General features: G+C 70.7%; 27 protein-coding genes and 1 pseudogene. 25 read left to right on the plus strand and 3 right to left on the minus strand.

Going from position 1 to position 26490, the window contains the following annotated elements; all coding sequences use genetic code 11:
* Positions 1-5 precede the first annotated feature (5 nt).
* Positions 6-2453: a [protein-PII] uridylyltransferase gene (locus tag QF034_RS29215; protein WP_307177699.1), complete on the plus strand. Its 2448-nt coding sequence runs from the start codon at positions 6-8 to the stop codon at positions 2451-2453.
* Positions 2454-2536: 83 nt separating this feature from the next.
* Entirely contained in the window at positions 2537-4087 is a 1551-nt protein-coding gene (gene ffh, locus QF034_RS29220; RefSeq protein WP_307177700.1) for a signal recognition particle protein, read from the plus strand.
* A 76-nt stretch (positions 4088-4163) separates the two neighbouring features.
* Here the strand turns inward: ffh and QF034_RS29225 are convergent, their stop codons facing one another.
* Both QF034_RS29225 and QF034_RS29230 read right to left on the minus strand, forming a co-directional pair.
* Complete coding sequence (locus QF034_RS29225; protein WP_307177701.1) at positions 4164-4766, minus strand: hypothetical protein; 603 nt, start codon at positions 4764-4766, stop codon at positions 4164-4166.
* Between the two features lie 158 nt (positions 4767-4924).
* Positions 4925-5779: a methyltransferase domain-containing protein gene (locus tag QF034_RS29230; RefSeq protein ID WP_307177702.1), complete on the minus strand. Its 855-nt coding sequence runs from the start codon at positions 5777-5779 to the stop codon at positions 4925-4927.
* Between the two features lie 199 nt (positions 5780-5978).
* Here QF034_RS29230 and proS point away from each other — a divergent pair.
* The 18 genes and pseudogenes from proS to QF034_RS29320 all read left to right on the plus strand — a co-directional run bounded on the left by proS (position 5979) and on the right by QF034_RS29320 (position 20733).
* Positions 5979-7396, plus strand: a pseudogene (gene proS, locus QF034_RS29235) (proline--tRNA ligase).
* Positions 7397-7723: 327 nt separating this feature from the next.
* Complete coding sequence (locus QF034_RS29240) at positions 7724-8326, plus strand: hypothetical protein (RefSeq protein WP_020270731.1); 603 nt, start codon at positions 7724-7726, stop codon at positions 8324-8326.
* A 295-nt stretch (positions 8327-8621) separates the two neighbouring features.
* Positions 8622-9041 carry a 30S ribosomal protein S16 gene (rpsP, locus tag QF034_RS29245; protein WP_307177703.1) on the plus strand — a complete coding sequence of 140 codons (420 nt, stop codon included), beginning with the start codon at positions 8622-8624 and terminating at the stop codon, positions 9039-9041.
* A gap of 2 nt (positions 9042-9043) precedes the next feature.
* On the plus strand, positions 9044-9283 hold the full coding sequence (locus tag QF034_RS29250; protein WP_005479813.1) for an RNA-binding protein: 240 nt from the start codon (positions 9044-9046) through the stop codon (positions 9281-9283).
* Positions 9284-9364: 81 nt separating this feature from the next.
* Positions 9365-9961, plus strand: a complete 597-nt coding sequence (gene rimM / locus QF034_RS29255; RefSeq protein WP_307177704.1) for a ribosome maturation factor RimM — start codon at positions 9365-9367, stop codon at positions 9959-9961.
* A complete protein-coding gene (trmD, locus tag QF034_RS29260; RefSeq protein WP_307177705.1) occupies positions 9961-10794 on the plus strand; it encodes a tRNA (guanosine(37)-N1)-methyltransferase TrmD in 834 nt (277 codons plus the stop codon). The genes rimM and trmD overlap by 1 nt, the downstream gene beginning before the upstream one ends.
* A gap of 135 nt (positions 10795-10929) precedes the next feature.
* Entirely contained in the window at positions 10930-11280 is a 351-nt protein-coding gene (gene rplS / locus QF034_RS29265; protein WP_010044485.1) for a 50S ribosomal protein L19, read from the plus strand.
* 45 nt (positions 11281-11325) lie between these two features.
* The gene (lepB, locus tag QF034_RS29270; protein ID WP_307177706.1) at positions 11326-12051 is read left to right on the plus strand and encodes a signal peptidase I; all 726 of its coding nucleotides are present in this window, start codon (positions 11326-11328) and stop codon (positions 12049-12051) included.
* On the plus strand, positions 12044-13135 hold the full coding sequence (gene lepB, locus QF034_RS29275; RefSeq protein WP_307177707.1) for a signal peptidase I: 1092 nt from the start codon (positions 12044-12046) through the stop codon (positions 13133-13135). Before lepB (QF034_RS29270) ends, lepB (QF034_RS29275) begins: the two co-directional genes overlap by 8 nt.
* A complete protein-coding gene (gene lepB / locus QF034_RS29280; RefSeq protein WP_307177708.1) occupies positions 13023-13985 on the plus strand; it encodes a signal peptidase I in 963 nt (320 codons plus the stop codon). Before lepB (QF034_RS29275) ends, lepB (QF034_RS29280) begins: the two co-directional genes overlap by 113 nt.
* A 51-nt stretch (positions 13986-14036) precedes the next feature.
* Positions 14037-14816, plus strand: a complete 780-nt coding sequence (gene lepB, locus QF034_RS29285) for a signal peptidase I (RefSeq protein WP_307177709.1) — start codon at positions 14037-14039, stop codon at positions 14814-14816.
* Complete coding sequence (locus tag QF034_RS29290; RefSeq protein WP_307177710.1) at positions 14806-15330, plus strand: NUDIX hydrolase; 525 nt, start codon at positions 14806-14808, stop codon at positions 15328-15330. The genes lepB (QF034_RS29285) and QF034_RS29290 overlap by 11 nt, the downstream gene beginning before the upstream one ends.
* Before the next feature lie 56 nt (positions 15331-15386).
* Positions 15387-15695: a DUF2469 domain-containing protein gene (locus tag QF034_RS29295; RefSeq protein WP_003993268.1), complete on the plus strand. Its 309-nt coding sequence runs from the start codon at positions 15387-15389 to the stop codon at positions 15693-15695.
* Positions 15696-15791: 96 nt separating this feature from the next.
* Positions 15792-16184, plus strand: coding sequence for a YraN family protein (locus QF034_RS29300; protein ID WP_307177711.1), 393 nt, complete (start codon positions 15792-15794; stop codon positions 16182-16184).
* Positions 16184-17809 carry a YifB family Mg chelatase-like AAA ATPase gene (locus tag QF034_RS29305; RefSeq protein ID WP_307177712.1) on the plus strand — a complete coding sequence of 542 codons (1626 nt, stop codon included), beginning with the start codon at positions 16184-16186 and terminating at the stop codon, positions 17807-17809. Before QF034_RS29300 ends, QF034_RS29305 begins: the two co-directional genes overlap by 1 nt.
* A gap of 56 nt (positions 17810-17865) precedes the next feature.
* Positions 17866-18963 carry a DNA-processing protein DprA gene (gene dprA / locus QF034_RS29310; RefSeq protein WP_370880969.1) on the plus strand — a complete coding sequence of 366 codons (1098 nt, stop codon included), beginning with the start codon at positions 17866-17868 and terminating at the stop codon, positions 18961-18963.
* A 275-nt stretch (positions 18964-19238) separates the two neighbouring features.
* The gene (gene whiG / locus QF034_RS29315) at positions 19239-20081 is read left to right on the plus strand and encodes an RNA polymerase sigma factor WhiG (RefSeq protein WP_086560062.1); all 843 of its coding nucleotides are present in this window, start codon (positions 19239-19241) and stop codon (positions 20079-20081) included.
* Positions 20082-20175: 94 nt separating this feature from the next.
* A complete protein-coding gene (locus QF034_RS29320; RefSeq protein ID WP_307180003.1) occupies positions 20176-20733 on the plus strand; it encodes a TetR/AcrR family transcriptional regulator in 558 nt (185 codons plus the stop codon).
* Between the two features lie 44 nt (positions 20734-20777).
* Here the strand turns inward: QF034_RS29320 and QF034_RS29325 are convergent, their stop codons facing one another.
* The gene (locus tag QF034_RS29325; RefSeq protein WP_307177714.1) at positions 20778-21353 is read right to left on the minus strand and encodes a M23 family metallopeptidase; all 576 of its coding nucleotides are present in this window, start codon (positions 21351-21353) and stop codon (positions 20778-20780) included.
* A gap of 273 nt (positions 21354-21626) precedes the next feature.
* Between QF034_RS29325 and rpsB the strand changes: the two genes are divergently transcribed.
* The 5 genes from rpsB (at position 21627) to QF034_RS29350 (ending at position 26356) form a co-directional block, all read left to right on the plus strand.
* Positions 21627-22550: a 30S ribosomal protein S2 gene (rpsB, locus tag QF034_RS29330; protein ID WP_307177715.1), complete on the plus strand. Its 924-nt coding sequence runs from the start codon at positions 21627-21629 to the stop codon at positions 22548-22550.
* Positions 22551-22726: 176 nt separating this feature from the next.
* The gene (gene tsf, locus QF034_RS29335) at positions 22727-23563 is read left to right on the plus strand and encodes a translation elongation factor Ts (RefSeq protein WP_086560066.1); all 837 of its coding nucleotides are present in this window, start codon (positions 22727-22729) and stop codon (positions 23561-23563) included.
* A gap of 184 nt (positions 23564-23747) precedes the next feature.
* Complete coding sequence (gene pyrH, locus QF034_RS29340) at positions 23748-24506, plus strand: UMP kinase (RefSeq protein ID WP_010044452.1); 759 nt, start codon at positions 23748-23750, stop codon at positions 24504-24506.
* A 165-nt stretch (positions 24507-24671) separates the two neighbouring features.
* Positions 24672-25229 carry a ribosome recycling factor gene (gene frr / locus QF034_RS29345; protein ID WP_086560067.1) on the plus strand — a complete coding sequence of 186 codons (558 nt, stop codon included), beginning with the start codon at positions 24672-24674 and terminating at the stop codon, positions 25227-25229.
* A complete protein-coding gene (locus QF034_RS29350; RefSeq protein WP_307177716.1) occupies positions 25229-26356 on the plus strand; it encodes a phosphatidate cytidylyltransferase in 1128 nt (375 codons plus the stop codon). Before frr ends, QF034_RS29350 begins: the two co-directional genes overlap by 1 nt.
* The last annotated feature ends 134 nt before the right edge of the window (positions 26357-26490 follow it).

Here is a 26490-nt window from a genome sequence, read left to right on the forward strand (position 1 = left end):
GCTGGGTGACGGGTACGGACGTGCAGAAGGAAGCAGAGGACTCGGGACCCAGCGGCTACGCGGCGGCCCGACTGCGTCTCCTCACCGAGGAGGCGCGGTCCGGGCCGCCGCGCCGTGCGGCCCTGGCCGACCTGACGGACGACTGGCTCACCGGCCTGTTCGCCGCGGGCGCGGAAGGGCTGCGCGGGGCCTCCCTGGTCGCCGTCGGCGGCTACGGACGCGGCGAGCTCTCCCCGCGCAGCGACCTCGACCTGCTCCTGCTGCACGACGGCAGCGACCCCAAGGCGGTCGCCGCCCTCGCCGACCGGCTCTGGTACCCGGTGTGGGACCTGGGCCTGGCCCTCGACCACTCCGTCCGCACGCCCGCCGAGGCCCGCAAGACCGCGGGGGAGGACCTCAAGGTCCAGCTCGGCCTGCTGGACGCCCGGCACATCGCCGGTGACCTCGGCCTCACGGCCGGGCTGCGTACGGCCGTGCTGGCCGACTGGCGCAACCAGGCGCCCAAGCGCCTGCCCGAACTCCAGGAGCTGTGCGCCGAACGCGCCGAGCGCCAGGGCGAGCTGCAGTACCTCCTGGAACCCGACCTGAAGGAGGCCCGCGGCGGGCTGCGCGACGCCACCGCGCTGCGCGCCGTCGCCGCCTCCTGGCTCGCCGACGCCCCGCGCGAGGGCCTCTCCGACGCCCGGCGCCGGCTCCTCGACGTACGGGACGCCCTGCACCTGGCCACCGGGCGGGCCACCGACCGGCTCGCCCTCCAGGAGCAGGACCAGGTGGCCGCCGAGCTCGGCCTGCTCGACGCGGACACGCTGCTGCGGCAGGTGTACGAGGCGGCGCGGCTCATCTCGTACGCCAGTGACGTCACCTGGCGCGAGGTGGGTCGCGTCCTGCGGTCGCGCGCCGTGCGGCCCCGGCTGCGCGCCATGCTGGGCGGCGGAAAGCCGACCGCCGAGCGGTCTCCGCTGGCCGAAGGCGTGGTGGAGCAGGACGGCGAGGTGGTGCTCGCCCGCGCCGCGCGCCCCGAGCGCGACCCCGTGCTGCCGCTGCGCGCCGCGGCCGCCGCCGCCCAGGCCGGACTCCCGCTCTCCCTGCACGCCGTACGGCGCATGGCGGCCACCGTGCGCCCGGTGCCCACGCCCTGGCCCGCCGAGGCCCGCGAGCAGCTCGTCACCCTGCTCGGCTCCGGCCGCCCGACCATCGAGGTCTGGGAGGCACTGGAGGCCGAGGGGCTGATCACCCGGCTGCTGCCCGACTGGGAGCGGGTGCGCTGCCGCCCGCAGCGCAACGCCGTGCACCTGTGGACCGTCGACCGGCATCTCATCGAGACCGCCGTGCGCGCCTCCGAGTTCACCCGCCGGGTCAGCCGCCCCGACCTGCTGCTGGTCGCCGCGCTGCTGCACGACATCGGCAAGGGCTGGCCCGGCGACCACTCGGTGGCCGGCGAGATCATCGCCAAGGACGTGGCCGCCCGCATCGGGTTCGACCGCCACGACGTGACGGTCGTCGCCACCCTCGTCCGCCACCACCTGCTGCTCGTCGAGACGGCCACTCGGCGTGACCTGGAGGACCCGGCCACCGTGCGCTCGGTCGCCGAGGCCGTCGGCTCCCAGAGCACCCTGGAACTGCTGCACGCGCTCACCGAGGCCGACGCGCTGGCCACCGGCCCGGCCGCCTGGTCGTCCTGGCGCGGTTCGCTCGTCGCCGACCTGGTCGAGCGGGTTGCTGCGGTGCTCGCCGGGGACGCCCCGGACGACCCCGAGGACGCCGCGCCGACCGCCGAGCAGGAGCGGCTCGCCATCGAGGCGGTCGCGACGGGCAGCCCGGTCCTCTCCCTGCGGGCCCAGACCGAACCGCCCGCCGGACAGGAACCCTCCGGCGACCCCGAGCCGCTCGGCGTGGAACTGCTCATCGCCGTCCCCGACCAGCCGGGTGTGCTGCCCGCGGTGGCCGGTGTCCTCGCCATGCACCGGCTGACCGTACGCACGGCGGAACTGCGGTCCCTGACCCTCCCGGACGGCGTCGACGGCTCCGTCCTGCTGCTGGACTGGCGGGTCGCCGCCGAGTACGGCTCCCTGCCGCAGGCCGCCCGTCTGCGCGCCGACCTCGTGCGGGCGCTGGACGGCTCCCTGGACATCGCCGGCCGCCTCGCCGAACGGGACGCGGCCTATCCGCGCCGCCGGGGCGTGGTGGCCCCGCCGCCCCGGGTGTCGGTCCACCCGGCCGCCTCCCGGCTGGCCACCGTCATCGAGGTCCGTTCCCAGGACGCTCCGGGCCTGCTGTTCCGCATCGGCCGCGCCCTGGAGGACGCGAGCGTGCTGGTGCGCAGCGCGCACGTCTCGACGCTCGGCGCCAACGCCGTCGACGCCTTCTACGTGACCGGTCCGAAGGGCGCGCCGCTACCCGGTGACGAGGCCGAGTCGGTGGCGCGGAAGCTGGAGGAGACACTGCGTGGGTGAGGGCGACCCGGCGACTTGTCACGCCGGGATACCCTGGAGGGCGATTCCCCAGTCTGTCTCCGACCCCGAGGACCGCGAGCGCCGTGTTCGATACTCTTTCCGATCGCCTCTCAGCGACCTTCAAGAACCTGCGCGGCAAGGGACGGCTCTCCGAGGCGGACATCGACGCCACGGCGCGCGAGATCCGGATCGCGCTCCTCGAGGCGGATGTGGCGCTGCCGGTCGTCCGTACGTTCATCAAGAACGTCAAGGAGCGCGCACTCGGCGCCGAGGTATCGCGGGCGCTGAACCCTGCCCAGCAGGTGCTCAAGATCGTCAACGACGAACTGGTCACCATCCTCGGCGGCGAGACCCGGCGTCTGCGGTTCGCCAAGCAGCCGCCCACCGTGATCATGCTGGCGGGTCTGCAGGGTGCCGGTAAGACCACCCTCGCGGGCAAGCTCGGCCGCTGGCTGAAGGAGCAGGGCCACTCGCCGCTGCTGGTCGCCTGTGACCTCCAGCGCCCGAACGCCGTGAACCAGCTCAGCGTCGTCGCCGAGCGCGCGGGCGTCAGCGTCTACGCGCCGGAGCCGGGCAACGGCGTCGGTGACCCGGTCAAGGTCGCCAAGGACTCCATCGAGTTCGCCAAGTCCAAGGTCCACGACATCGTGATCGTGGACACCGCCGGCCGCCTGGGCATCGACCAGGAGATGATGCAGCAGGCCGCGGACATCCGGGACGCGGTCAGCCCCGACGAGATCCTGTTCGTCGTCGACGCGATGATCGGTCAGGACGCCGTCAACACCGCCGAGTCCTTCCGCGACGGCGTCGGCTTCGACGGCGTGGTGCTCTCCAAGCTCGACGGTGACGCCCGCGGTGGTGCGGCCCTGTCGATCCGGCAGATCACCGGCAAGCCGATCATGTTCGCGTCGAACGGCGAGAAGCTCGACGACTTCGACGCCTTCCACCCGGACCGGATGGCCTCCCGCATCCTCGACATGGGTGACCTGCTCACCCTGATCGAGCAGGCGGAGAAGACCTTCGACCAGGCCGAAGCCCAGAAGATGGCCGAGAAGCTGGCCTCCAAGAAGGGCCAGGACTTCACCCTCGACGACTTCCTGGCCCAGATGGAGCAGGTCAGGAAGATGGGCTCCATCTCCAAGCTGCTCGGCATGCTCCCGGGCATGGGCCAGATGAAGGACCAGATCAACAACCTGGACGAGCGGGACGTCGACCGCACGGCCGCCATCATCAAGTCGATGACCCCGGCCGAGCGCCAGGAGCCGACGATCATCAACGGCTCGCGCCGCGCCCGTATCGCACGGGGTTCCGGTGTCGAGGTCAGCGCGGTGAAGAACCTGGTCGAGCGGTTCTTCGAGGCCCGAAAGATGATGTCCCGCATGGCCCAGGGCGGCGGTATGCCGGGGATGCCCGGGATGCCGGGCATGGGCGGCGGTCCCGGCCGGGCGAAGAAGAAGCAGAAGCAGGCCAAGGGCAAGCAGCGCTCCGGCAACCCGATGAAGCGCAAGCAGCAGGAGCAGGAAGAGGCCGCCCGCCGGGCTGCCGCGGCCGAGGGCGGCAGCGCCTTCGGGCTGCCGCAGCAGGGCGGCAAGGACTTCGAACTCCCCGACGAGTTCAAGAAGTTCATGGGCTGACGGCCCTACCGCACGACGCCGAGGGCGCCCCCTTTTCGAAAGGGGGCGCCCTCAGTGGTCTGTCGACGGCCTGCCGTCAGGTGTTCGGGAACGTCCAGATGAAGGGCTCGCCGTCCTCCTCGGACCAGTGGACCTCGACGTTCTTGGCGCTCGCCGGGATCACGTACGTCTCGCAGAAGACGTGGCTCTCGCCCTGCTTCCAGGCCTCGACGTCGTACGGGTCCTCACAGCCGGTCGCGTCCTCGGACGCGCCGATGAGGACGGTGCCGCGCTGCCCGTCGGCGAAGACCGTCGTGCCGTCGTGCACGTCGGAGCCGTCGGTGAGTGCCGGGCCGCTCTTGTGCGTGTACTTCACGTACGCGGTGGCCAGCACCTTGCCCTTGACCTTGTCCGGCTCCGAAACGGCCTTGGCCGCCTCCGCCTCGGTGCCCACGTCGACCTTCTGCGCCACGACCTCGTAGGTGACCTCGCCCGGGTCCTCCGCGACCTTGCCCGTGGCGCTCTCGCCGGTCCCCAGTTCACCGCCCGAAGACGGCTCCGGCGAGGGGAACACCTTCGCCTTCTCGGTGTCCGGGCTCTTCGCGTCGGCCTTGTCGCCGCCGCCACCGCAGGCGGTGAGCGCCAGAGCGAGGACGGCGACGGGCGCGACGAGACGCAGCGCGGTCTTGTGGTGCGGCACAGCAACTCCTGTATGCAGATGTGTAGGTCCCCCGAGCGGTGGATCACATTAAGCGTTCATGATCCACTTGGGGAAATCAAAAGCACGCCATGGTGCCTTCTTCACACCATTCACACCTGCACTGAAGATCTGTTCGCTATGGAGTCCGGGCGGTCGCGTCAGGGCGTCCGGGCGATCAGATACCGGAACACGTTCGGCATCCACACCGTCCCGTCCGGCCGCTGGTGCGGATGCAGCGCCTCGGTCAGCTCCTTGTCCACCTGCACCTGGTCCGTCGCCGTCATCGCCGCGTCGAACAGCCCCGTCGACTTGAGCCCGCGTACCGCGCTGTCCACATCGGCGTATCCGAAGGGGCACGCCACCCGCCCGGACCCGTCCGGCCTGAGACCGGCCCGCTGGGCGACGTCCTCCAGGTCGTCACGGAGGGCGAGGCGCCAGCTGCCCGTGCTGCGCAGCGGCTCCGCCAGCTTGGTGGCGACCCGCAGCACGGACGTCGTGGCGCACCGCTCCGGCGGGCCCCAGCCGGCCAGCACCACGGCCGCTCCGCGCCCCGCCAGCGGCGTCGCCTCCGCGAGCAGCCCACCCAGCCCGTCCGAGTCGCCCGCCAGGCACCCGATCGGCTCGAAGGCGGTCACCAGGGTGTACGCCGGAGCGCCCGGCTCCGCCGTGTCCCGGGGTGAGCCGTCGACCAGCCGGTTGCTCGCACGCGCGTGCGTGGCCCCGCCCTCGGGCAGCAGTCGCTCCCGTGCGAGGGCCATTCTTTCGGGGGAAGCGTCGACACCGGTGACCGTCGCTCCCCGGGCGGCGGCCATCAGCAGGGCGAGTCCGGAACCGCAGCCGAGGCCGAGCAGCCGCGTCGCAGGACCCACGTCCAGTCGCTCGTAGACGGCCTCGTAGAGCGGTACGAGCATCCGCTCCTGGATTTCGGACCAGTCACGCGCGCGTGCACGCAGGTCCACGCGGAGTGCGGACCCCGCGTGAGGCAGGTGCTGCCGCACGAGCGTAGGTGTCATAAGTAAGCGCCCCAATCCGCCGAGAGTTGCCTCTTGCCCGATTCCATGGCCCCCGTGACAGTGCGCTCGCACTACCCCCGTATGCCAGGAAACTCCCCCCTCGACCTGTCGTCCAGTGGAATGCGCCCCGGCATATGAGTTGTCATGTGCCTATGGCGAGATTTCACATTCCGGCAACGTGGGCCCGTACGATCTCGCCATGGCCAAGACACCCGTTCTCACCCCCCAGGCGGACGATTTCCCGCGCTGGTACCAGGACTTGATCACCAAGGCGGAGCTCGCCGACAACGGTCCGGTGCGTGGCACCATGGTCATCCGACCGTACGGATACGGGCTGTGGGAGCGGATGCAGGCCGAGATGGACGCCCGCATCAAGGAGACGGGCACCCAGAACGCGTACTTCCCGCTCCTGATCCCGCAGTCGTACCTCACGCGCGAGGCGGACCACGTCGAGGGCTTCGCGCCCGAGCTGGCCGTGGTCACACACGGCGGCGGCAAGGAACTCGAAGAGCCCGCCGTGGTCCGGCCCACCTCCGAGATGATCATCAACGATTACTTCTCGAAGTGGGTCCAGAGCTACCGCGACCTGCCGCTGCTCATCAACCAGTGGGCGAATGTCGTGCGCTGGGAGCTGCGGCCCCGCCTGTTCCTGCGCACCACCGAGTTCCTCTGGCAGGAGGGCCACACCGCGCACGCCACCTACGAGGAGGCGCGCGATTTCGCCGCGCACATTCACCGGCAGGTCTACGAGGACTTCATGGTGAACGTCCTCGCGATGGACGTCGTCCCCGGCCGCAAGACGGTCAAGGAGCGGTTCGCCGGCGCCATCAACACCCTCACGCTCGAAGGCATGATGGGCGACGGCAAGGCCCTCCAGATGGCCACCAGCCACGAACTGGGCCAGAACTTCGCCAAGGCCTTCAACACGCAGTACCTGTCCAAGGACGGCAAGCAGGAGCTGGTCTGGCAGACCTCGTGGGGCTCCACCACCCGCATGATCGGCGCCCTGGTGATGATGCACGGCGACGACAACGGCCTGCGCGTCCCGCCGCGGCTGGCACAGACCCAGGCCGTGGTGCTCGCGATCAAGGGCGACGAGGCGGTTCTGGCCAAGGTCCGCGAGCTCGGCGACCGGCTGAAGGCGGCCGGGATCCGCGTCCACGTCGACGACCGCACCGACACACCCCCTTCGGCCGCCGCGCCGTCGACTGGGAGCTCAAGGGCGTGCCGGTCCGGATCGAGATCGGCCCGCGCGACCTGGAGAACGGCACCGCGATGCTGGCCCGCCGCATCCCGGGCGGCAAGGAGCCGGTCTCCCTGGACGCCCTGGTGTCGCTGCTGCCGCAGGTCCTCGAAGAAGACCAGGCCCTGCTGCTGAAGCAGTCCCGGGAGCGCCGCGAGTCCCGTACGAGCGAGGTCTCGACGATCGACGAGGCGGTCGAGGTCACGGGCGCCGGCGGCTGGGCGCGCATCCCGTGGGCGGTGCTCGGCGAGGAGGGCGAGGCGAAGCTGGCCGATCACGCGGTGACCGTACGGTGTCTGGTCGCCGAGGACGGGTCGGTGCCGGACGCCGACGACGCACCCGGTAACGTCGCGATCGTCGCGCGCGCTTACTGAGTGGGGCCCACGCGCTCACCGAGTGGGGCGCAAGGCGACCGAAACGCCTCTTGCGTAACCGCGGACCCCTGATACCCCCGGCGCGCAGACGCGCTCTACGCGCCGACCGGGAGGGGCGGCCCGAAGGGCCTCGGTTGAGGGTGGTGGCGGGAGACGGGTGGGCGTACGCGGGACTACGCACCACCTTGTGGTGAGCTGTGAGGCTTCTCCACAGATCAGCGCACCCGCCCTCGTCGGGACGCATCAGAGGCAACTGACGGGTACGTGCAAATTATTTGGGATGCCCCGGAATCGGAACACTGGGGCACCCCGGCTCGTTGTCATTACGTGAGCACGACACAGACACCACCTGTTCTCGCCGCAGAGCTGGCACAGGCGTGGGCCGACATTCAGCGGTACCACCCCGAGCTGCCCGACCTTGCCGCGCCAGAGTCCCTGATCGGGGAGTCGTCGTCCGCGTGCGGGCACGAGCTCTCCTTCGAGCGACTGCTCCATGAGGCAGTCCATGGCATCGCCGCCGCCCGCGGCGTCCGCGACACCTCCCGTGCCGGCCGCTACCACAACCGCAGATTCCTCGCGATCGCCGAGGAGCTGGGCCTGGACCACCCCGAGGAACCGCATCCCAGCAGCGGCTTCTCCCTGGTCACGCTCACCCCCGAGGCGAAGCGCCGCTACCGCCCGACGATGGAGCGCCTCCAGCGCGCCCTCAAGGCCCACACGGCCGCGACCTCCTCCGACACCTCCCGCACCTTCCGGGGCCCGGCCGCCCGGCACGGCTCCTCCGGCGGCGGCGTCCGCGTCAAGGCGGTCTGCGACTGCGGCCGCAACGTACGCGTCGTGCCGTCGGTCCTCGCCCAGGCGCCGATCGTCTGCGGCGGCTGCGGCAAGCCGTTCCGCATCCCGGACGTGGTGGGAGCGGTGGCCGGCTGACGTCCACCACCGGCATCTCGTGGCTGCCGGTCGGGACAGCACCCGCCACTGCCGGGCAGGGCACCCGACGTAATTCACCTCCACGCCGGGTGCCCCCTCAGCCTGCCCGCACGGCGGCGAACCCCGCGGTCAAAGCCGCCCGGCAGGGTGTGGCACAATGGCTAGCTGTACTCGACAGCCGCACAGGACCCCTCTCTCCTCCGGCTGACGCGTCCATCGGGCACTCGGGTACCGCAACCCCACGCGGCTTCTCTCGCCGTGCCCAACCACGTCAAATCCAGGAGAACCCACTCCCGTGGCAGTCAAGATCAAGCTGAAGCGTCTGGGCAAGATCCGTTCGCCTCACTACCGCATCGTCGTCGCCGACTCCCGTACCCGTCGTGACGGTCGTGCGATCGAGGAGATCGGCAAGTACCACCCGACGTACAACCCGTCGGTGATCGAGGTCGACGCCGAGCGTGTGGCGTACTGGCTCGGTGTCGGCGCCCAGCCGACCGAGCCCGTGATGGCCATCCTCAAGAAGACCGGCGACTGGCAGAAGTTCAAGGGCGAGCCCGCCCCGGCTCCGCTGCTGACGCAGCCCGAGAAGGCCGCGCGCCCGTCGTTCGAGGCTCTCGGCGGTGACGACGAGGGCAAGGGTGAGGCGATCACCCAGAAGAAGAAGGCTGAGAAGAAGGACGAGGCCGCCGCCGACTCCGCTTCGACCGAGGCCTGAGCATGCTCGAGGAGGCTCTCGAGCACCTCGTGAAGGGCATCGTCGACAACCCTGACGATGTGCAGGTCGCCTCGCGCGACCTGCGCCGCGGGCGGGTGCTCGAGGTCCGGGTCCACCCGGACGACCTCGGCAAGGTGATCGGCCGCAACGGCCGCACCGCACGCGCCCTGCGTACCGTCGTGGGCGCCATCGGCGGTCGCGGTGTCCGCGTCGACCTCGTCGACGTGGACCACGTCCGCTGACGCTTCAATGCAACCGGCTCGGGCCGGGGATGGCCTGAGGGCCGTCCCCGGCCCGCAGTCGTATGACAGGAGACTGGACACGTGCAGTTGGTAGTCGCACGGATCGGCCGCGCCCATGGCATCAAGGGCGAGGTCACCGTCGAGGTACGGACCGACGAGCCTGAGCTCAGGCTCGCCCCCGGCGCCGTCCTCGCCACCGATCCCGCCACCGCGGGACCCCTCACCATCGAGACGGGCCGCGTCCACAGCGGCCGTCTCCTGCTGCGCTTCGAGGGCGTCAGCGACCGCACCGGCGCCGAGGCCCTGCGCAACACCCTCCTGATCGCCGAGATCGACCCGGAGGAACTGCCCGAGGGCGAGGACGAGTACTACGACCACCAGCTGATCGACCTCGACGTGGTCACCGCGGACGGCACGGAGGTCGGGCGGATCACGGAGATCTCGCACCTGCCCACCCAGGACCTGTTCATCGTGGAGCGCCCCGACGGCAGCGAGGTGCTGATCCCCTTCGTCGAGGAGATCGTCGCCGAGATCGACCTGGAGGAGCAGAAGGCCGTCATCACCCCGCCGCCGGGCCTGATCGACGACCGCGCGGAGATCGCGTCCAGCCGGGAAGAGGCCGCCGACGGGGACGAGACCCCCGACGGGGACGAGACCGCCCGCGGGGAAGAGCCGTAATGCGCCTCGACGTCGTCACGATCTTCCCCGAGTACCTGGAACCGCTGAACGTCTCCCTCGTCGGCAAGGCACGCGCGCGTGGACAGCTGAACGTGCACGTCCACGACCTGCGTTCGTGGACCTACGACCGCCACAACACCGTCGACGACACGCCCTACGGCGGCGGCCCCGGCATGGTCATGAAGACCGAGCCCTGGGGAGAGGCGCTGGACTCCGTCCTGGCCGACGGCTACGAGACCGGCTCCCACGCGCCCGCCCTCATCGTGCCCACGCCCAGCGGCCGCCCCTTCACCCAGGAGCTCGCCGTCCACCTCTCCGAGCGGCCCTGGCTGATCTTCACGCCGGCCCGCTACGAGGGCATCGACCGGCGCGTCGTCGAGGAGTACGCGACGCGGATGCCGGTGTACGAGGTGTCCATCGGCGACTACGTCCTGGCCGGCGGCGAGGCGGCCGTCCTCGTCGTCACGGAGGCCGTGGCGCGGCTGCTGCCCGGCGTCCTGGGCAACGCCGAGTCCCACCGGGACGACTCCTTCGCGCCCGGTGCCATGGCGAGCCTGCTGGAGGGGCCCGTCTACACCAAGCCGCCCGAGTGGCGCGGCCGGGACATCCCCGACGTGCTGCTCAGCGGCCACCACGGGAAGATCGCCCGCTGGCGGCGGGACGAGGCCCTGAAGCGCACGACGGCCCACCGGCCCGACCTCATCGAGCGGTGCGACCCCAAGGCCTTCGACAAGAAGGACCGCGAGATGCTGTCCATCCTGGGCTGGGCGCCGGACCCGGCGGGCGAGCCGTACGGCCGATTTTGGCGCAGGACCGAGGGCGTGGAAGAATAGCCAGCTGTTGTGCGTCCGTCCGGCGCGCGCCCCTGCCACAGGGGGAGACGACGCCCGCTCCGACCCGCACAACCCTGATCCAGTACACCTAGTTTCCGTTGATGACCTGTGGCATCAGCGAGGAAAGCAGACGAAATGTCTCACCTGCTCGACACCGTCGACTCCGCGTCGCTGCGCAGCGACGTCCCCGCCTTCCGCCCGGGCGACACGGTCAACGTGCACGTCCGCGTCATCGAGGGCAACCGCTCCCGTGTGCAGCAGTTCAAGGGTGTGGTGATCCGCCGCCAGGGTGCCGGCGTCCGCGAGACCTTCACGGTCCGCAAGGTCTCCTTCTCCGTCGGCGTCGAGCGCACCTTCCCGGTGCACACCCCGATCGTGGAGAAGATCGAGCTCGTCACCAAGGGTGACGTCCGCCGCGCCAAGCTGTACTACCTGCGCGAGCTGCGCGGCAAGGCCGCGAAGATCAAGGAGAAGCGCGAGAACTGAGCGCTCTGAGGAGTTCACACCGGGGCCGGATAGCATCTGGCTCCGATGGACACCGAAGCTCAGCCGACGGAGCGCGACCGCTCCTCCCGCCCTTCCGACTCCGAGGACACCTCGGATCCCGGAGGGCCGGAGGACCGGTCGCGTTTCGCGTTGTCGCGTGTCACCGAGTGGGTCCCGGGCGGCCGGATCACCCTGACGCTGCTGGCCTGCCTGCTCTTCCTGCTGGTGCTCAGCACGTTCGTGCTGCGGCCGTTCCAGATCCCCAGCGGATCCATGGAACGGGGATTGAGGATCGGGGACCGGGTTCTCGTAAATAAGTTGGCATACCGTTTCGGAGCCGAGCCGCGGCGGGGAGACATCGTCGTGTTCGACGGGACCGGGTACTTCGGGCACGCGGACTACATCAAACGCGTTGTCGGCGTGGGGGGAGACCACGTCGTCTGCTGCGACAGGGAGGGGAGGATCCAGGTGAACGGCCGGCCGGTCGACGAGTCGGGCTTCCTGTATCCCGGCGACAGCCCCTCCACCGTGCCCTTCGACGTCGTCGTGCCCGGCGGCACCCTGTTCCTCCTCGGCGACCACCGCGGCGACTCCAGCGACTCCCGCGACCACCTCGGCTCGCCCGGCGGCGGCATGGTCCCGGTCGGTGAGGTGATCGGCCGCGCCGACTGGATCGTCTGGCCCTTCGGCCACGCCACCCGGCTGCAGCGCCCCGACGCCTACGCGCGCGTGCCCGCTGCCGCCGCCGGAAGGGCGGGCGCCCATGGGTAACCGCGGCAAGCCGCGCGGCGCCCCCGCCAGCCCCGCCGACAACCTGCTGCCGACCGGCGCCCGGCGCGCCTCCGGCCCGTCCGGCGGCCGTACGCGCGCCGAGCGGCGCAAGCTCCAGAAGAAGGTCAAGCGGCGCCGCAGGCGCGGTGCCGTCAAGGAGATCCCTCTCCTCGTCGGCGTCGCCGTCCTCATAGCGCTCGTACTGAAGACATTTCTCGTCCAGGCCTTCGTCATCCCGTCCGGCTCCATGGAGCAGACGATCCAGATCGGCGACCGCGTCCTGGTCGACAAGCTCACCCCGTGGTTCGGCTCCAAGCCGCAGCGCGGGGACGTCGTCGTCTTCAAGGACCCCGGCGGCTGGCTCCAGGACGAGCAGACCACCCTTCCGAAGGACGACCCCATCGTCGTCAAGCAGGTCAAGGAAGGGCTCACCTTCATCGGCCTGCTGCCGTCCGACAACGAGAAGGACCTCATCAAGCGGGTCGTGGGCGTCGGCGGAGACCGCGTCAAGTGCTGCGACACCCAGGGGCGCGTGACCGTCAACGGCATCCCGCTGAACGAGGACTACCTGTACCCCGGCGCCGCCCCGTCCGACACGCCGTTCGACATCACCGTCCCTCCGGGCCGGCTGTGGGTGATGGGCGACCACCGGAACAACTCCGCGGACTCCCGCGCCCACCAGGACACCGACTACGGCGGCACGGTCTCCGAGGAGGAGGTCGTCGGCCGGGCCATGGTTATCGCCTGGCCGTTCGGGCACTGGACCACCCTGGAGGAACCGAACACATACGCCTCCGTGTCCGACTCGGCCACAGGGTCGACCGCTGCTGCCGAACTGTCGCATAGGGTTGCCTCCGACGATTCGAACGGAACGATCCAGCTCCCGACCCCTGCGGAACTCCCGCTCGTTATGGGAGTGGTGGGCCTGCGTCGTGTGCGGGGCAGGCAGCGGCACAGAGTGAGGAGTTGGCGTGGGGGATGTGGCGGTTGGCGCACGGTCCGGACACGACGGCGAGGAGCACCGCGGACGCCCCGCGCAATCCGCCGTCCCGGCCGCGGACAGCGCCGTGACCTCCGGGAATGACTCCGGAGCAGCCGAGGGCGACAGGGTGACAGGCGAGTACAGCACAGCCGAGGGCGAGGGGCCGGGAGGGCCGGCCAGGACGGCGAAGAAGCAACGCTCCTTCTGGAAGGAGCTGCCCATTCTGATCGGCATCGCGCTGGTTCTCGCGCTGCTGATCAAGACGTTCCTGGTGCAGGCGTTCTCCATCCCCTCCGACTCGATGCAGAACACCCTCCAGCAGGGCGACCGCGTCCTGGTCGACAAGCTGACCCCCTGGTTCGGCTCCGAGCCCGAGCGCGGCGAGGTCGTCGTCTTCCACGACCCGGACAACTGGCTGGCGGGCGAGCCGACGGCGGATCCGAACGCCTTGCAGACGTTCCTCAGCTGGATCGGCCTCATGCCGTCGGCGGAGGAGAAGGACCTCATCAAGCGCGTCGTCGGCGTCGGCGGCGACACGGTCGAGTGCAAGGGCACGGGCCCGCTGAAGGTCAACGGCAAGGCCCTCGACGAGCGGTCGTACGTCTACGCGGGCAACACGCCGTGCAGCGTCGACGACCAGGGCGGTCAATTCAAGGTAAAGGTTCCCGAGGGCTACATCTGGGTCATGGGCGACCACCGGCAGAACTCCCGGGACTCCCGCTACAACCAGTCGGACGAGCACCATGGCATGGTCCCGGTGAAGGACGTCGTCGGCCGGGCCGTCGTCATCGCCTGGCCGATCAACCGCTGGGACAACCTGCCGGTGCCGGACACCTTCGACCAGGCCGGTCTGAACGCCCAGCCGGCCGCGGCCGGTCCGGCGGTGGCACCGCAGGGGGCGGCGCTGCTGGGTGTGGTGCCGGTGGTGCTGTGGCGCCGCAGGAAGCAGTGATCCCGACGGTGGGCTGACCCCGGTCGGTACCCCCGGGTAGGGTGCGGACCCATGGGTGGCGAGAGCATCACGCACACGGCCCCGCGCAGCGGTGCCACAGGCCCGGGCCCGGTGGGCAGCCGGACCGGACAGCGGTTGTCCGGGCTGGCCGTCGCACTGGGCCTTGTGCTGTTCCTCGGGGGTTTCGCCTGGGGTGCGGTGGTCTACCGGCCGTACACGGTGCCCACCAGTTCGATGACGCCGACGATCGACGCGGGCGACCGGATCCTGGCGCAGCGCGTCGACGGCGGCGAGGTGCGTCGCGGTGACGTCGTCGTCTTCAAGGACGCGACCTGGGCCAACGCCCCGATGGTCAAGCGCGTGGTCGCCGTCGGCGGCGACACGGTCGCCTGCTGCCAGGACGGCAAGCTCAAGGTCAACGGCAAGGAGATCGACGAGACGTACCTGCCCAAGGGCACACCGGCCGAGATGAGCAACTTCCCGACCGTGACCGTCCCCGAGGGCCGTCTCTTCCTGCTCGGTGACGAGCGGGGCAACTCCGTGGACTCCACCGCCCACCTGACCGACGCCGCCAGCGGCACGGTGGCCCGCTCCGCCGTGGACGCCCGCGTCGACTCCGTGGTCTGGCCCATGAAGGGCATGCTGGAGCGCCCCACCGGCTTCGAGCCGCTCGGCACCCTGTCCTCGCCCGGACCGCTGCGGACGATCCTCGCCCTGGTGCTCGCCGGTGCCGTGCTCGTCCTGGGCGGGGGCGCCTACGGTCCCGTCGCCAAGCGCACGGGCGCGTCCCGGGCCCGGCGGGCGAGCGCGGAGTCCGCCGGTGTCCGCTGAGGCCGTGGGGGCGGGCCAGGACACCTACGAGGGCGGGCTGCGCAAGGTCGCCCGGGTCGTGCTGCTCGACCCGCGGGACCGCATCCTGCTGCTGCACGGGCACGAGCCGGACGATCCGGCCGACGACTGGTGGTTCACCCCCGGCGGCGGTGTGGAGGGCGAGGAGACCCGTGAGGAGGCCGCCCTGCGGGAACTCGCCGAGGAGACGGGCATCACCGAGGTCGAGCTGGGCCCGGTGCTGTGGCGGCGGATGTGCTCCTTCCCGTTCGCGGGCCGTCGCTGGGACCAGGACGAGTGGTACTTCCTGGCTCGAACGGACCGTACGGCGGTCGAAGCCGCGGGGCTGACCGAGCTGGAACGGCGCAGTGTCGCCGGAGCGCGCTGGTGGACGTGTCCGGAACTTTCCCGGGCACATGAGACGGTGTATCCGACCAGACTCGCCGGGCTGCTGCGCACGCTGCTCGACGAAGGTCCCCCGGCCAGGCCCGTGATCCTTGACCCGGAAATCGTCTAGGGGCACACGGGACTGGCGCACAATGGTGGGATCGCACGGCTGAAGGGGAACATGCCATGAGCGCCGAGGACCTCGAGAAGTACGAGACCGAGATGGAGCTGAAGCTCTACCGGGAGTACCGCGATGTCGTCGGTCTGTTCAAATACGTGATCGAGACCGAACGGCGCTTCTACCTCACCAACGACTACGAGATGCAGGTGCACTCGGTCCAGGGTGAGGTGTTCTTCGAGGTGTCCATGGCGGACGCCTGGGTGTGGGACATGTACCGGCCGGCGCGGTTCGTGAAGCAGGTCCGGGTCCTCACGTTCAAGGACGTGAACATCGAGGAGCTGAACAAGAGCGACCTCGAACTGCCGAGTGGATGACGTTCCTCCAGGAGGGTGACGTTCACCCGTAAGGGTGACTGAGTTTTCCACAGCCTCTGAGCTGTCCACCAAGATCCACTTCGTGGGGACGGGTGCGTGATCGTTGGCGCCGGAGGTGGTGCCGACATGAACGCACGCAGTGCGATGGGCAGGTACGGAGAGACGCTGGCGGCCCGGCGGCTCGCGGAGAGCGGACTGACGGTCCTGGAGCGCAACTGGCGCTCGGGCCGGGCCGGAGAGATCGACATCGTGGCCAGGGACGGGGACGTCCTGGTCGTCTGCGAGGTGAAGACCCGCAGGGAGGGCCCCTTCGAGCATCCGATGGCCGCCGTGACCCCGCAGAAGGCGGAGCGGCTGCGAGACCTCGCCGAGAGGTGGATCCAGACGCACGGGGGCGCACCGCCCGGCGGAGTCCGCATCGACGTGGTCGGGGTGCTGCTGCCGGCCCGCGGCGCGGCCGTGGTCGAGCACGCGCGGGGGGTGGCCTGATGGGATTCGCCCGTACGTGTTCGGTGGCGCTGGTGGGCGTCGAGGGCGTGGTCGTCGAGGTCCAGGCCGACCTGGAGCCGGGCGTCGCGGCGTTCACGCTGGTCGGACTGCCCGACAAGAGCCTGACGGAGAGCCGGGACCGGGTACGTGCCGCGGTCGTCAACTCGGGCGCGGCCTGGCCCCAGAAGAAACTCACGGTCGGCCTGAGTCCGGCCTCCGTCCCCAAGTCCGGCAGCGGCTTCGACCTGGCCGTCGCGGCAGCGGTTCTCGGCGCGGCGGAGCGCATCGACCCACGGGTCCTCTCCGACATCGTGATGATCGGCGAACTGGGGCTGGACGGGCGGGTACGGCCGGTGCGGGGTGTCTTGCCGGCGGTGCTGGCGGCGGCTGATGCGGGGTATGAGCAGGTGGTCGTGCCCGAGTCCGCTGCCGCCGAGGCGTCCCTCGTGCCCGGGATCTCCGTCCTGGGCGTGCGGAGCCTGCGCCAGCTGATCGCCATCCTGGCCGACGAACCCGTGCCCGACGAGGATCCCGACGAGCAGGGCCGCCCGGACCCGCTCCTCGCCGGCCTGCGCATGCCGGGCACGGGCGCCGCCACGGGCATGCACAGCGTCGGCGCCGCCCAGCACGAGCCCGGCCACGACCTGGCGGACGTCGTCGGGCAGATCTCGGCGCGCACAGCGGTGGAGGTGGCCGCCGCGGGCGGACACCACCTGTTCCTGGAAGGGCCTCCCGGCGCCGGCAAGACGATGCTCGCGGAGCGGCTGCCCGCCATCCTGCCCCGGCTCGGCCGGCAGGAGTCACTGGAGGTCACCGCGGTCCACTCGGTGGCGGGTCTGCTGCCCCCGGGCAAACCCTTGATCGACGTCGCCCCCTACTGCGCCCCGCACCACTCGGCCACCATGCAGGCGCTCGTCGGCGGTGGCCCGGGCATCGCGCGGCCCGGCGCGGTGTCGCTGTCCCACCGGGGAGTCCTCTTCCTGGACGAGACACCGGAGTTCAGCAGCCAGGCACTGGACGCCCTGCGCCAGCCGCTGGAGGCGGGGCATGTCGTCATCGCGCGCAGTGCGGGAGTGGTGCGCTTCCCGGCGAAGTTCCTGATGGTGCTCGCGGCCAACCCCTGCCCGTGCGGCCGGTTCTCGCAGCGGGACGACCTGTGCGAGTGCCCGCCCTCGGCGATCCGCCGCTACCAGGCCAGGCTCTCCGGCCCGCTGCTCGACCGGGTCGACCTGCGCGTGGAGGTCGACCGCGTCACCCGCACCGAGCTGACCTCCTCCGGCGCGCGGGGCGAGTCCACCGCGACGGTCGCCGACCGGGTGCGAGCGGCGCGGGAGCGGGCCACGGCGCGTCTCGCCGGCACTCCGTGGCGCACGAACAGCGAGGTGCCGGGCCGTGACCTGCGCAGCCGCTGGTACGCCGTGTCCGGGGCGATGGACGAGGCCGAGCGGAATCTGGAGCGGGGCGTCCTGACCGCCCGCGGCCTCGACCGCGTCCTGCGCGTGGCCTGGACCGTCGCCGATCTCGTCGGCCACGACCGGCCCGACGCGACGGACGTGGCCCTCGCGCTCCAGTTGCGCACCGGTGTCCCGAGGGGCGTTCCCATGGCCATCGGAGCGCTGACGTGAGCGTCACCGGTGAACCGGACGACGAGCTGCTCGCCCGGGTGTTTCTCACCCGTGTCATGGAGCCCGGTGACGAGACCGGCGGGCGGTGGGTGCGGGAGTCCGGCGTGCGGGAGGTGGCGCGGCGGCTGTCGGAGGGCGGGCGGCCCCTGGCCGGAGTGAGCGGGAAGCGGTGGAAGGGTCTGCTGGCCCGGGCCGAGGTGGCCCGGCCGCGCGCGGACCTCGCCGTCGCCCGGGAGGCCGGGGTGCGGTTCGTCGCCCCGGGGGACGCGGAGTGGCCGGGGCAGCTCGATGATCTCGGGGATGCCCGGCCGCTCGGGCTGTGGGTGCGGGGGCGGGCCAGTCTGCGGATGTGGGCGCTGAGGTCGGTGGCCGTCGTCGGTGCCCGCGCCTGCACCGAGTACGGGGCGCACATGGCGGCCGCCCTCGCCGCCGGCCTCGCCGAGCAGGGCTGGGTCGTGGTGTCCGGCGGCGCCTACGGAGTCGACGGCGCCGCTCACCGCGGCGCCCTCGGCGCGGGCGGTGCCACCGTCGCCGTCCTCGCCTGCGGCGTCGACCGCCCCTACCCGCGCGGACACACCCAGCTGATCAGCAGAATCGCCGAACAGGGACTGGTCATCGGCGAGTTGCCGCCCGGCGATCACCCGACACCAAGCCGGTTCATCCTGCGCAACCGGGTGATCGCGGCACTCACCCGCGGCACCGTGGTCGTCGAGGCCGCCCACCGCAGCGGCTCGCTGGTCACGGCACGGGCGGCACAGCGCCTCGGCCGGTACACCATGGGCGTACCGGGCCCGGCCACCAGCGGGCTGTCCGCGGGGGTGCACGAGCTGCTGCGCGGCGAGGCGGCCCTCGTCACCGACGCCGCGGACGTCATCGAGCTGGTCGGCGACATCGGACAGCTGGCCCCCGACCGGCGCGGTCCCGTCCTGCCCCGGGACCTGCTGGCACCGGCCACCCGGCAGGTGCTCGCCGCGCTGCCGGGCGGCCGGGCGGCCCGCCCGGACGAGATCGCGCGCCGCGCACAGACCGCACAGGACGACGCGATCGCGAGACTGTACGAACTCCGGGCACTCGGTTACGTCGAACGACACGGCGACGGCTGGAAGTTGACACGCCAGGCCCTGATGTCGGTCCGCGGCGGTCCGGGGCCATGACGGCCGCGCCTGTTCGGCCGTCCGGGGGAACCCCGACATCCCTTGGAAATTCCCCCAGTTGGGGTTCTCCGGTGATCACACCGAGCGAGCTCGCCGACCCGGTCGGACGCCCTGAGGAACGTATCTGCGCACTTTTGGACCTCCGTCCTTCGCGCACCGCGACACCACAGTCACGCTACGCTCACGAGGATCACGGCACGGACAGGCAACTCGACATCAGACAGACAGCGCACCCCAGCAGCACCACTCCGCAGCAGAACGGCACAAGGCGACGAATGCCCCAGCACACCTCCGGGTCCGACCGGGCGGCGATCCCCCCAGCCGCCCGTGACGGTGGCAGCGTGCGGCCGCCCGCTCCCTCGACGCTCGACGAGCTGTGGCGGTCGTACAAGGCGACGGGGGACGAGCGGCTGCGGGAGCAGCTGATCCTGCACTACTCGCCACTCGTGAAGTACGTCGCCGGCCGGGTCAGCGTGGGCCTGCCGTCCAACGTCGAGCAGGCGGACTTCGTCTCGTCCGGGGTGTTCGGGCTGATCGACGCGATCGAGAAGTTCGACATCGACCGCGAGATCAAGTTCGAGACGTACGCGATCACCCGGATCCGGGGCGCGATGATCGACGAGCTGCGGGCCCTGGACTGGATCCCCCGGTCGGTACGGCAGAAGGCGCGCAACGTGGAGCGCGCGTACGCCACGCTGGAGGCGCGGCTGCGGCGGACGCCGACCGAGGGCGAGGTGGCCGCCGAGATGGGCATCGCGGTGGAGGAACTGCACGCGGTGTTCAGCCAGTTGTCGCTGGCCAACGTGGTGGCCCTGGAGGAGCTGCTGCACGGCGGGGCCGAGGGCGGCGACGGCCTGAGCGTCATGGACACGCTGGAGGACACCGCCGCCGACAACCCGGTCGAGGTCGCCGAGGACCGGGAGCTCCGCAGGTTCCTCGCGCGGGCGATCAACACGCTGCCCGAGCGGGAGAAGACCGTGGTCACGCTGTACTACTACGAGGGGCTCACCCTGGCCGAGATCGGGAACGTGCTGGGTGTGACCGAGAGCCGGGTCAGCCAGATCCACACCAAGTCGGTGCTCCAGCTGAGAGCGAAACTGGCGAGCTTCGGCCGCTGACCTGGCCGGATGGCGGCAGGGAGGCGGCAGCCACTCCCGCCGGGCCGGGCGCGTCCGTACAGTGGTTGACGTGCCAAGGATTCGAGCGGCCTCCGTGGCCGAGCACCGGTCGATGCAGCGAGCCGCCCTGCTGGACGCGGCTCGTGCCTTGTTGTCCGAGGGCGGTACGGAGGCGCTGACCTTCCCGGCCCTCGCCGAGCGGACGGGGCTCGCGCGGTCGTCCGTCTACGAGTACTTCCGGTCACGGGCGGCCGTGGTCGAGGAGCTGTGCGAGGTCGACTTTCCCGTCTGGGCGGCGGATGTGTCGGCGGCGATGGAACGGGCGGGGACGGCCGAGGCCAAGGTCGAGGCGTATGTGCGGCAGCAGCTGGAGCTGGTGGGGGACCGGCGGCATCGGGCCGTTGTGGCGATCTCGGCGAGTGAGCTGGACGCCGGGGCCAGGGAGAAGATCCGGGCGGCGCACGGCGGGCTGGTCGCGATGATCGTCGAGGCGCTGGACGAGATGGGGCATGACCAGCCTCGGCTGGCGGCGATGCTGGTGCAGGGGGTTGTGGACGCGGCGGTGCGGCGGATCGAGCTGGGGGCCGCAGAGGAGCCGGGCGTCATCGCGGACGCGGCGGTGAGTATGGCCCTGCGGGGTGTGCGGGGCTGAGCCGCGTCGGTGCCGGCGGAGCGGAACGACTGCCCGCAGCCCGGTCAATGGACCGGCAGGAGCCTCGACGGGCCCCTGTGCAGGAGCCATGGGGGCAGGAGCGCGAGCGGGTTCAGGTAGGTCTCGTCCCGCCGCAGGCCCCAGTGCACGCACGGAGTCGTGCAGTGGGAGCCGGTCGCGTCCACCGTGCCGATCACCTCGCCCGGTTCGACCTCCTCGTCCTCCTCCACCGTCGCCGTCACCGGCTCGTAGGTCGTGCGCAGGGGTGGGTCGCCCGTTCCCGGGAGTTCCAGCGAGATCACTCCCTTTCCGGCCACCCGGCCCGCGAAGGACACCCGGCCCGCCGCCACCGCCCGTACCGGCGTCCCCGGGGGTGCCGCCAGGTCCACGCCTCGATGGCCCGGGCCGTAGGCCGACGCCGGGGGCTCCCACCCGCGCAGGACCCGGGGGCGTGACCCCACGGGCCACGCGTGTCCCACCGCCGGGACGGTGGCGTCCGGGACGGGCGGGGCGGCACCGGCCGCGAACAGGGGCAAAGGCGGGGCCAGCAGGGCCGTCACCGTCACGACCAGCAGCAGGACCAGCCGCGTCCAGACACGCACACATCGCTTCGCTCGCATGCCGAAAGCGTCCAGGACCGCCCCCCGTCACCGACCGCGGCTGTGGACCACCGCCGGGTTGTGGACAACGGCGTCACCCGGTGCCCCGCGGGTCCCGTACACTTCTGGTGGCGATCCGGGTCACCGGGTCGACTTCGCACGCCCCGATACGCACCCCGGCAACGGGCCGTATCAGCGCCCCTCGGTCCCTCGTGGCACGGCGCGCAGCGGGCGTCAGGCGCGGAGGTCATCCGGCATCCGCGGCACAACCGAGAAGCACAAGGAGATACGGCCATGGCCGTCGTCACGATGCGGGAGCTGCTGGAGAGCGGCGTCCACTTCGGTCACCAGACCCGTCGTTGGAACCCGAAGATGAAGCGCTTCATCTTCACGGAGCGCAACGGCATCTACATCATCGACCTGCTCCAGTCGCTGTCGTACATCGACCGCGCCTACGAGTTCGTCAAGGAGACCGTCGCCCACGGCGGCACGGTCATGTTCGTCGGCACGAAGAAGCAGGCGCAGGAGGCCATCGCCGAGCAGGCCACCCGCGTCGGCATGCCCTACGTCAACCAGCGCTGGCTGGGCGGCATGCTCACCAACTTCTCGACCGTCTACAAGCGTCTGCAGCGCCTCAAGGAGCTCGAGCAGATCGACTTCGAGGACGTCGCCGCGTCCGGTCTGACCAAGAAGGAGCTTCTCGTGCTCTCGCGCGAGAAGGCCAAGCTGGAGAAGACCCTCGGCGGTATCCGCGAGATGCAGAAGGTGCCCAGCGCCGTCTGGATCGTGGACACCAAGAAGGAGCACATCGCCGTTGGTGAGGCCCGGAAGCTGAACATCCCGGTCGTCGCGATCCTCGACACCAACTGCGACCCCGACGAGGTCGACTACAAGATCCCGGGCAACGACGACGCGATCCGCTCCGTCACCCTGCTCACCCGCGTCATCGCCGACGCCGTCGCCGAGGGCCTCATCGCCCGCAGCGGTGTCGCCACCGAGGGCAAGGGCGAGAAGGCCGCGGGCGAGCCGCTGGCCGAGTGGGAGCGCGACCTGCTCGAGGGCGAGAAGAAGGCCGACGAGGCTGCCCCCGCCGCTGAGGCCGCTCCGGCCGCTGAGGCTGCTCCGGCCGCCGAGGCCCCCGCCGCCGAGGCCGCCCCCGCCGCCGAGGCCGAGAAGCCGGCCGAGGGCGAGAAGGCCGCCGAGGCCGAGCAGGCCTGACCCGTCAGTCCGAGGTGACGGCGGGAGCGGTACGGCATCACCAGCGCCTTCGGCGCGGTGTGAAGTCCGCTCCCGCCGTTCACCCGTAGGTCAGCGGAAGGACAGCGCGCTCCGGCTGCATGGAGCGCATCCGCAGATCTTCGATCTTCCAGACTTCGAGAGAGATTCACAGACTCATGGCGAACTACACCGCCGCCGACGTCAAGAAGCTCCGTGAGCTCACGGGCGCCGGCATGATGGACTGCAAGAAGGCGCTGGACGAGGCCGAGGGCAACGTCGAGAAGGCCGTCGAGGCGCTCCGCATCAAGGGCCAGAAGGGCGTCGCCAAGCGCGAGGGCCGTTCCGCCGAGAACGGTGCCGTCGTCTCGATCATCGCCGACGACAACTCCTCCGGTGTCATCGTCGAGCTGAAGTGCGAGACGGACTTCGTCGCCAAGGGCGAGAAGTTCCAGGCCGTGGCCACGGCCATCGCCGAGCACGTCGCCAAGACCTCCCCGGCCGACCTCGAGGCCCTGCTCGCCTCCGAGATCGAGGCCGGCAAGACCGTCCAGGCGTTCGTGGACGAGGCCAACGCCAACCTGGGCGAGAAGATCGTCCTGGACCGCTTCGCGCAGTTCGCCGACGGTTACGTGACCGCGTACATGCACCGCACGATGCCCGACCTGCCCCCGCAGATCGGTGTCCTCGTCGAGCTGGACAAGCCGAACGCGGAGATCGCCAAGGGCGTCGCCCAGCACATCGCCGCCTTCGCGCCGAAGTACCTCTCCAAGGACGACGTCCCGGCCGAGGTCGTCGAGTCCGAGCGTCGTGTCGCCGAGGAGACCACCCGCGCCGAGGGCAAGCCCGAGGCCGCCCTGCCGAAGATCGTCGAGGGTCGCCTCAACGGCTTCTTCAAGGACGCCACGCTGCTCGGCCAGCCCTACGCGCTCGACAACAAGAAGTCCGTCCAGAAGGTCCTGGACGAGGCCGGTGTCACCCTGAAGCGCTTCTCGCGCATCAAGGTCGGCATCTGAGTCCGTACCGCGATCGACGCCCGACCCCGATAGGGTCGGCAGCAGTCGTCCCGGTACGCCGTCACAGGGGTGGCGGACGACAGCAGATCTGACGAGGAGGCCATTGCCGTATGGGATGTGAACCACGCCCCACCGGCAATGGCCTTCTTCGTATGTGCAACACGTGAAAGAGGCGGGATCCCCCATGACCACCAAGGCCCAGAAGAGCGACGACGGCAAAGTGCGCGGCCGGTTTCTGCTGAAGCTGTCCGGAGAGGCCTTCTCCGGCGGTGGGGGCCTGGGCGTCGATCCCGACGTGGTGCACAAGATCGCCCGTGAGATCGCGGCCGTCGTGCGCGACGGTGCGCAGATCGCGGTCGTGATCGGCGGCGGCAACTTCTTCCGCGGTGCCGAGCTCCAGCAGCGCGGCATGGACCGGGCCCGCTCCGACTACATGGGCATGCTCGGCACGGTCATGAACTGCCTGGCCCTCCAGGACTTCCTGGAGAAGGTGGGGGTGGACTGCCGGGTGCAGACCGCCATCACCATGGGCCAGGTCGCCGAGCCGTACATCCCGCTGCGCGCCGTGCGGCACCTGGAGAAGGGCCGTGTGGTCATCTTCGGTGCCGGTATGGGCATGCCGTACTTCTCCACCGACACCACCGCCGCCCAGCGTGCCCTGGAGATCGACGCGGAGGCGCTGCTGATGGGCAAGAACGGCGTGGACGGGGTCTACGACTCCGACCCGAAGACCAACCCGGACGCGGTGAAGTTCGACCACCTCGGCTACGGCGAGGTCATCACCCGCGACCTGAAGGTCGCCGACGCCACGGCCGTGACACTGTGCCGCGACAACAAGCTCCCGATCGTGGTCTTCGAGCTGCTGGCGGAGGGCAACATCGGGCGTGCCGTCAAGGGTGAGAAGATCGGCACGCTGGTGGGGGACCCCGGCAGCCGGGACTGAGACCCGAGAACAACCCCGTCCGGGGGACGGACGGGACGGAGCCGGGCCGGGGGATGGACAATGGTCCGCCGGTCGGGAACCGTGCAGGAAGAAGACGCGACGCAGCCGGCCGCCGCCCCACATGGAACCGCAGCCGGGCCTACTCAAGACACGCAGGAGCAAGTGGTGATCGAAGAGACCCTCCTCGAGGCCGAGGAGAAGATGGAGAAGGCCGTCGTGGTCGCCAAGGAGGACTTCGCCGCGATCCGCACCGGCCGTGCGCACCCGGCGATGTTCAACAAGATCGTGGCCGACTACTACGGTGCGCCGACCCCGATCAACCAGCTGGCCTCGTTCTCGGTGCCCGAGCCGCGCATGGCCGTGGTGACCCCGTTCGACAAGAGCGCGCTGCGCAACATCGAGCAGGCCATCCGCGACTCCGACCTGGGCGTCAACCCGAGCAACGACGGCAACATCATCCGGGTGGTGTTCCCCGAGCTGACCGAGGAGCGCCGCCGCGAGTACATCAAGGTCGCCAAGAGCAAGGGTGAGGACGCCAAGGTCTCCATCCGCTCCGTGCGCCGCAAGGCCAAGGACGCCATCGACAAGCTGATCAAGGACGGCGAGGTCGGCGAGGACGAGGGCCGCCGTGCGGAGAAGGAGCTCGACGACACGACGTCGAAGTACGTCGCGCAGGTGGACGAGCTCCTGAAGCACAAGGAAGCGGAGCTGCTCGAGGTCTGATGAACGACTCTTCCTGGGGGGCGCCGTCACAGGCCGGGTACTGGGGGCCCACCGACCAAGGGCATGGCCATGGGCACGCCCACAGCCCTGGCCATGGGCACGTCCAGGGAGCCGCTCCGGCGGGTCCCGCATACGATGCGCATGAAGCGCCTCAGACTCGCCCCATGCCCACCGTGCCCGACGTAGCCGATCACGGCGGAAACCAGGATGACGACCGGGGGGCTGCTCGGCTGAGCGGCTCCCCGGTCCGAAACGAGACGAATCCGGAGCCCATGCCCGACGCCGCAGAGCCGGCACCCAAGCCGCAGAAGAAGAGCGCGGGTCGCGACCTGAGTGCCGCGATAGGGGTCGGGGTCGGACTCGGCGCGGTGATCGTCGCGTCGCTGTTCGTCGTCAAGGCCGTGTTCGTCGGCGTGATCGCGGTCGCCGTCGTGGTGGGCCTGTGGGAGCTGACCAAGCGGCTGGACGAACGCAAGGGCATCCGGGCGCCCCTCGTGCCGCTCGCGCTCGGCGGTGCCGCGATGGTCGTCGCCGGATACGTCCGGGGCGCCGAGGGCGCCTGGGTCGCCATGGCGCTCACGGCACTGGCCGTGCTGGTGTGGCGCATGACGGAACCGCCCGAGAACTACCTCAGGGACGTCACGGCGGGCGTCTTCGCGGCGTTCTACGTGCCGTTCCTGGCGACGTTCGTCGCGATGATGCTGACGGCGGACGACGGGGCGCAGCGGGTGCTCACGTTCCTGCTGCTCACGGTCGTCAGCGACACCGGTGCCTACGCGGTCGGCTGGCGCTTCGGCCGGCACAAGCTCGCCCCGCGCATCAGCCCCGGCAAGACCCGCGAGGGCCTGCTCGGCGCGGTCTCCTTCGCCATGGTCGTGGGCGCGCTGTGCATGCAGTTCCTCATCGACGACGGTGCCTGGTGGCAGGGTCTGGTGCTCGGCCTCGCGGTCGCGGTCAGCGCCACGCTGGGCGATCTCGGCGAGTCCATGATCAAGCGGGACCTCGGCATCAAGGACATGGGCACGCTGCTGCCGGGGCACGGCGGCATCATGGACCGGCTGGACTCGCTGCTGCCCACGGCTCCGGTGGTGTGGCTGTTGCTCGTGCTGTTCGTGGGATCCGGCTGAGGCGGTACAACTGTCACAGCCTTCGCGGCTTCTGCAGCTTTTTCGGCGAGCTCCCGTCCGATGTCGGCGGGGGCTCGCTGTCGTTGTGCGGGGGTGCCTGCGGCGTCACCAAGTGGGACGATTCAGGTGTACGT

The sequence above is a fragment of the Streptomyces africanus genome, from assembly GCF_030816955.1.
GTDB lineage: Bacteria > Actinomycetota > Actinomycetes > Streptomycetales > Streptomycetaceae > Streptomyces > Streptomyces africanus.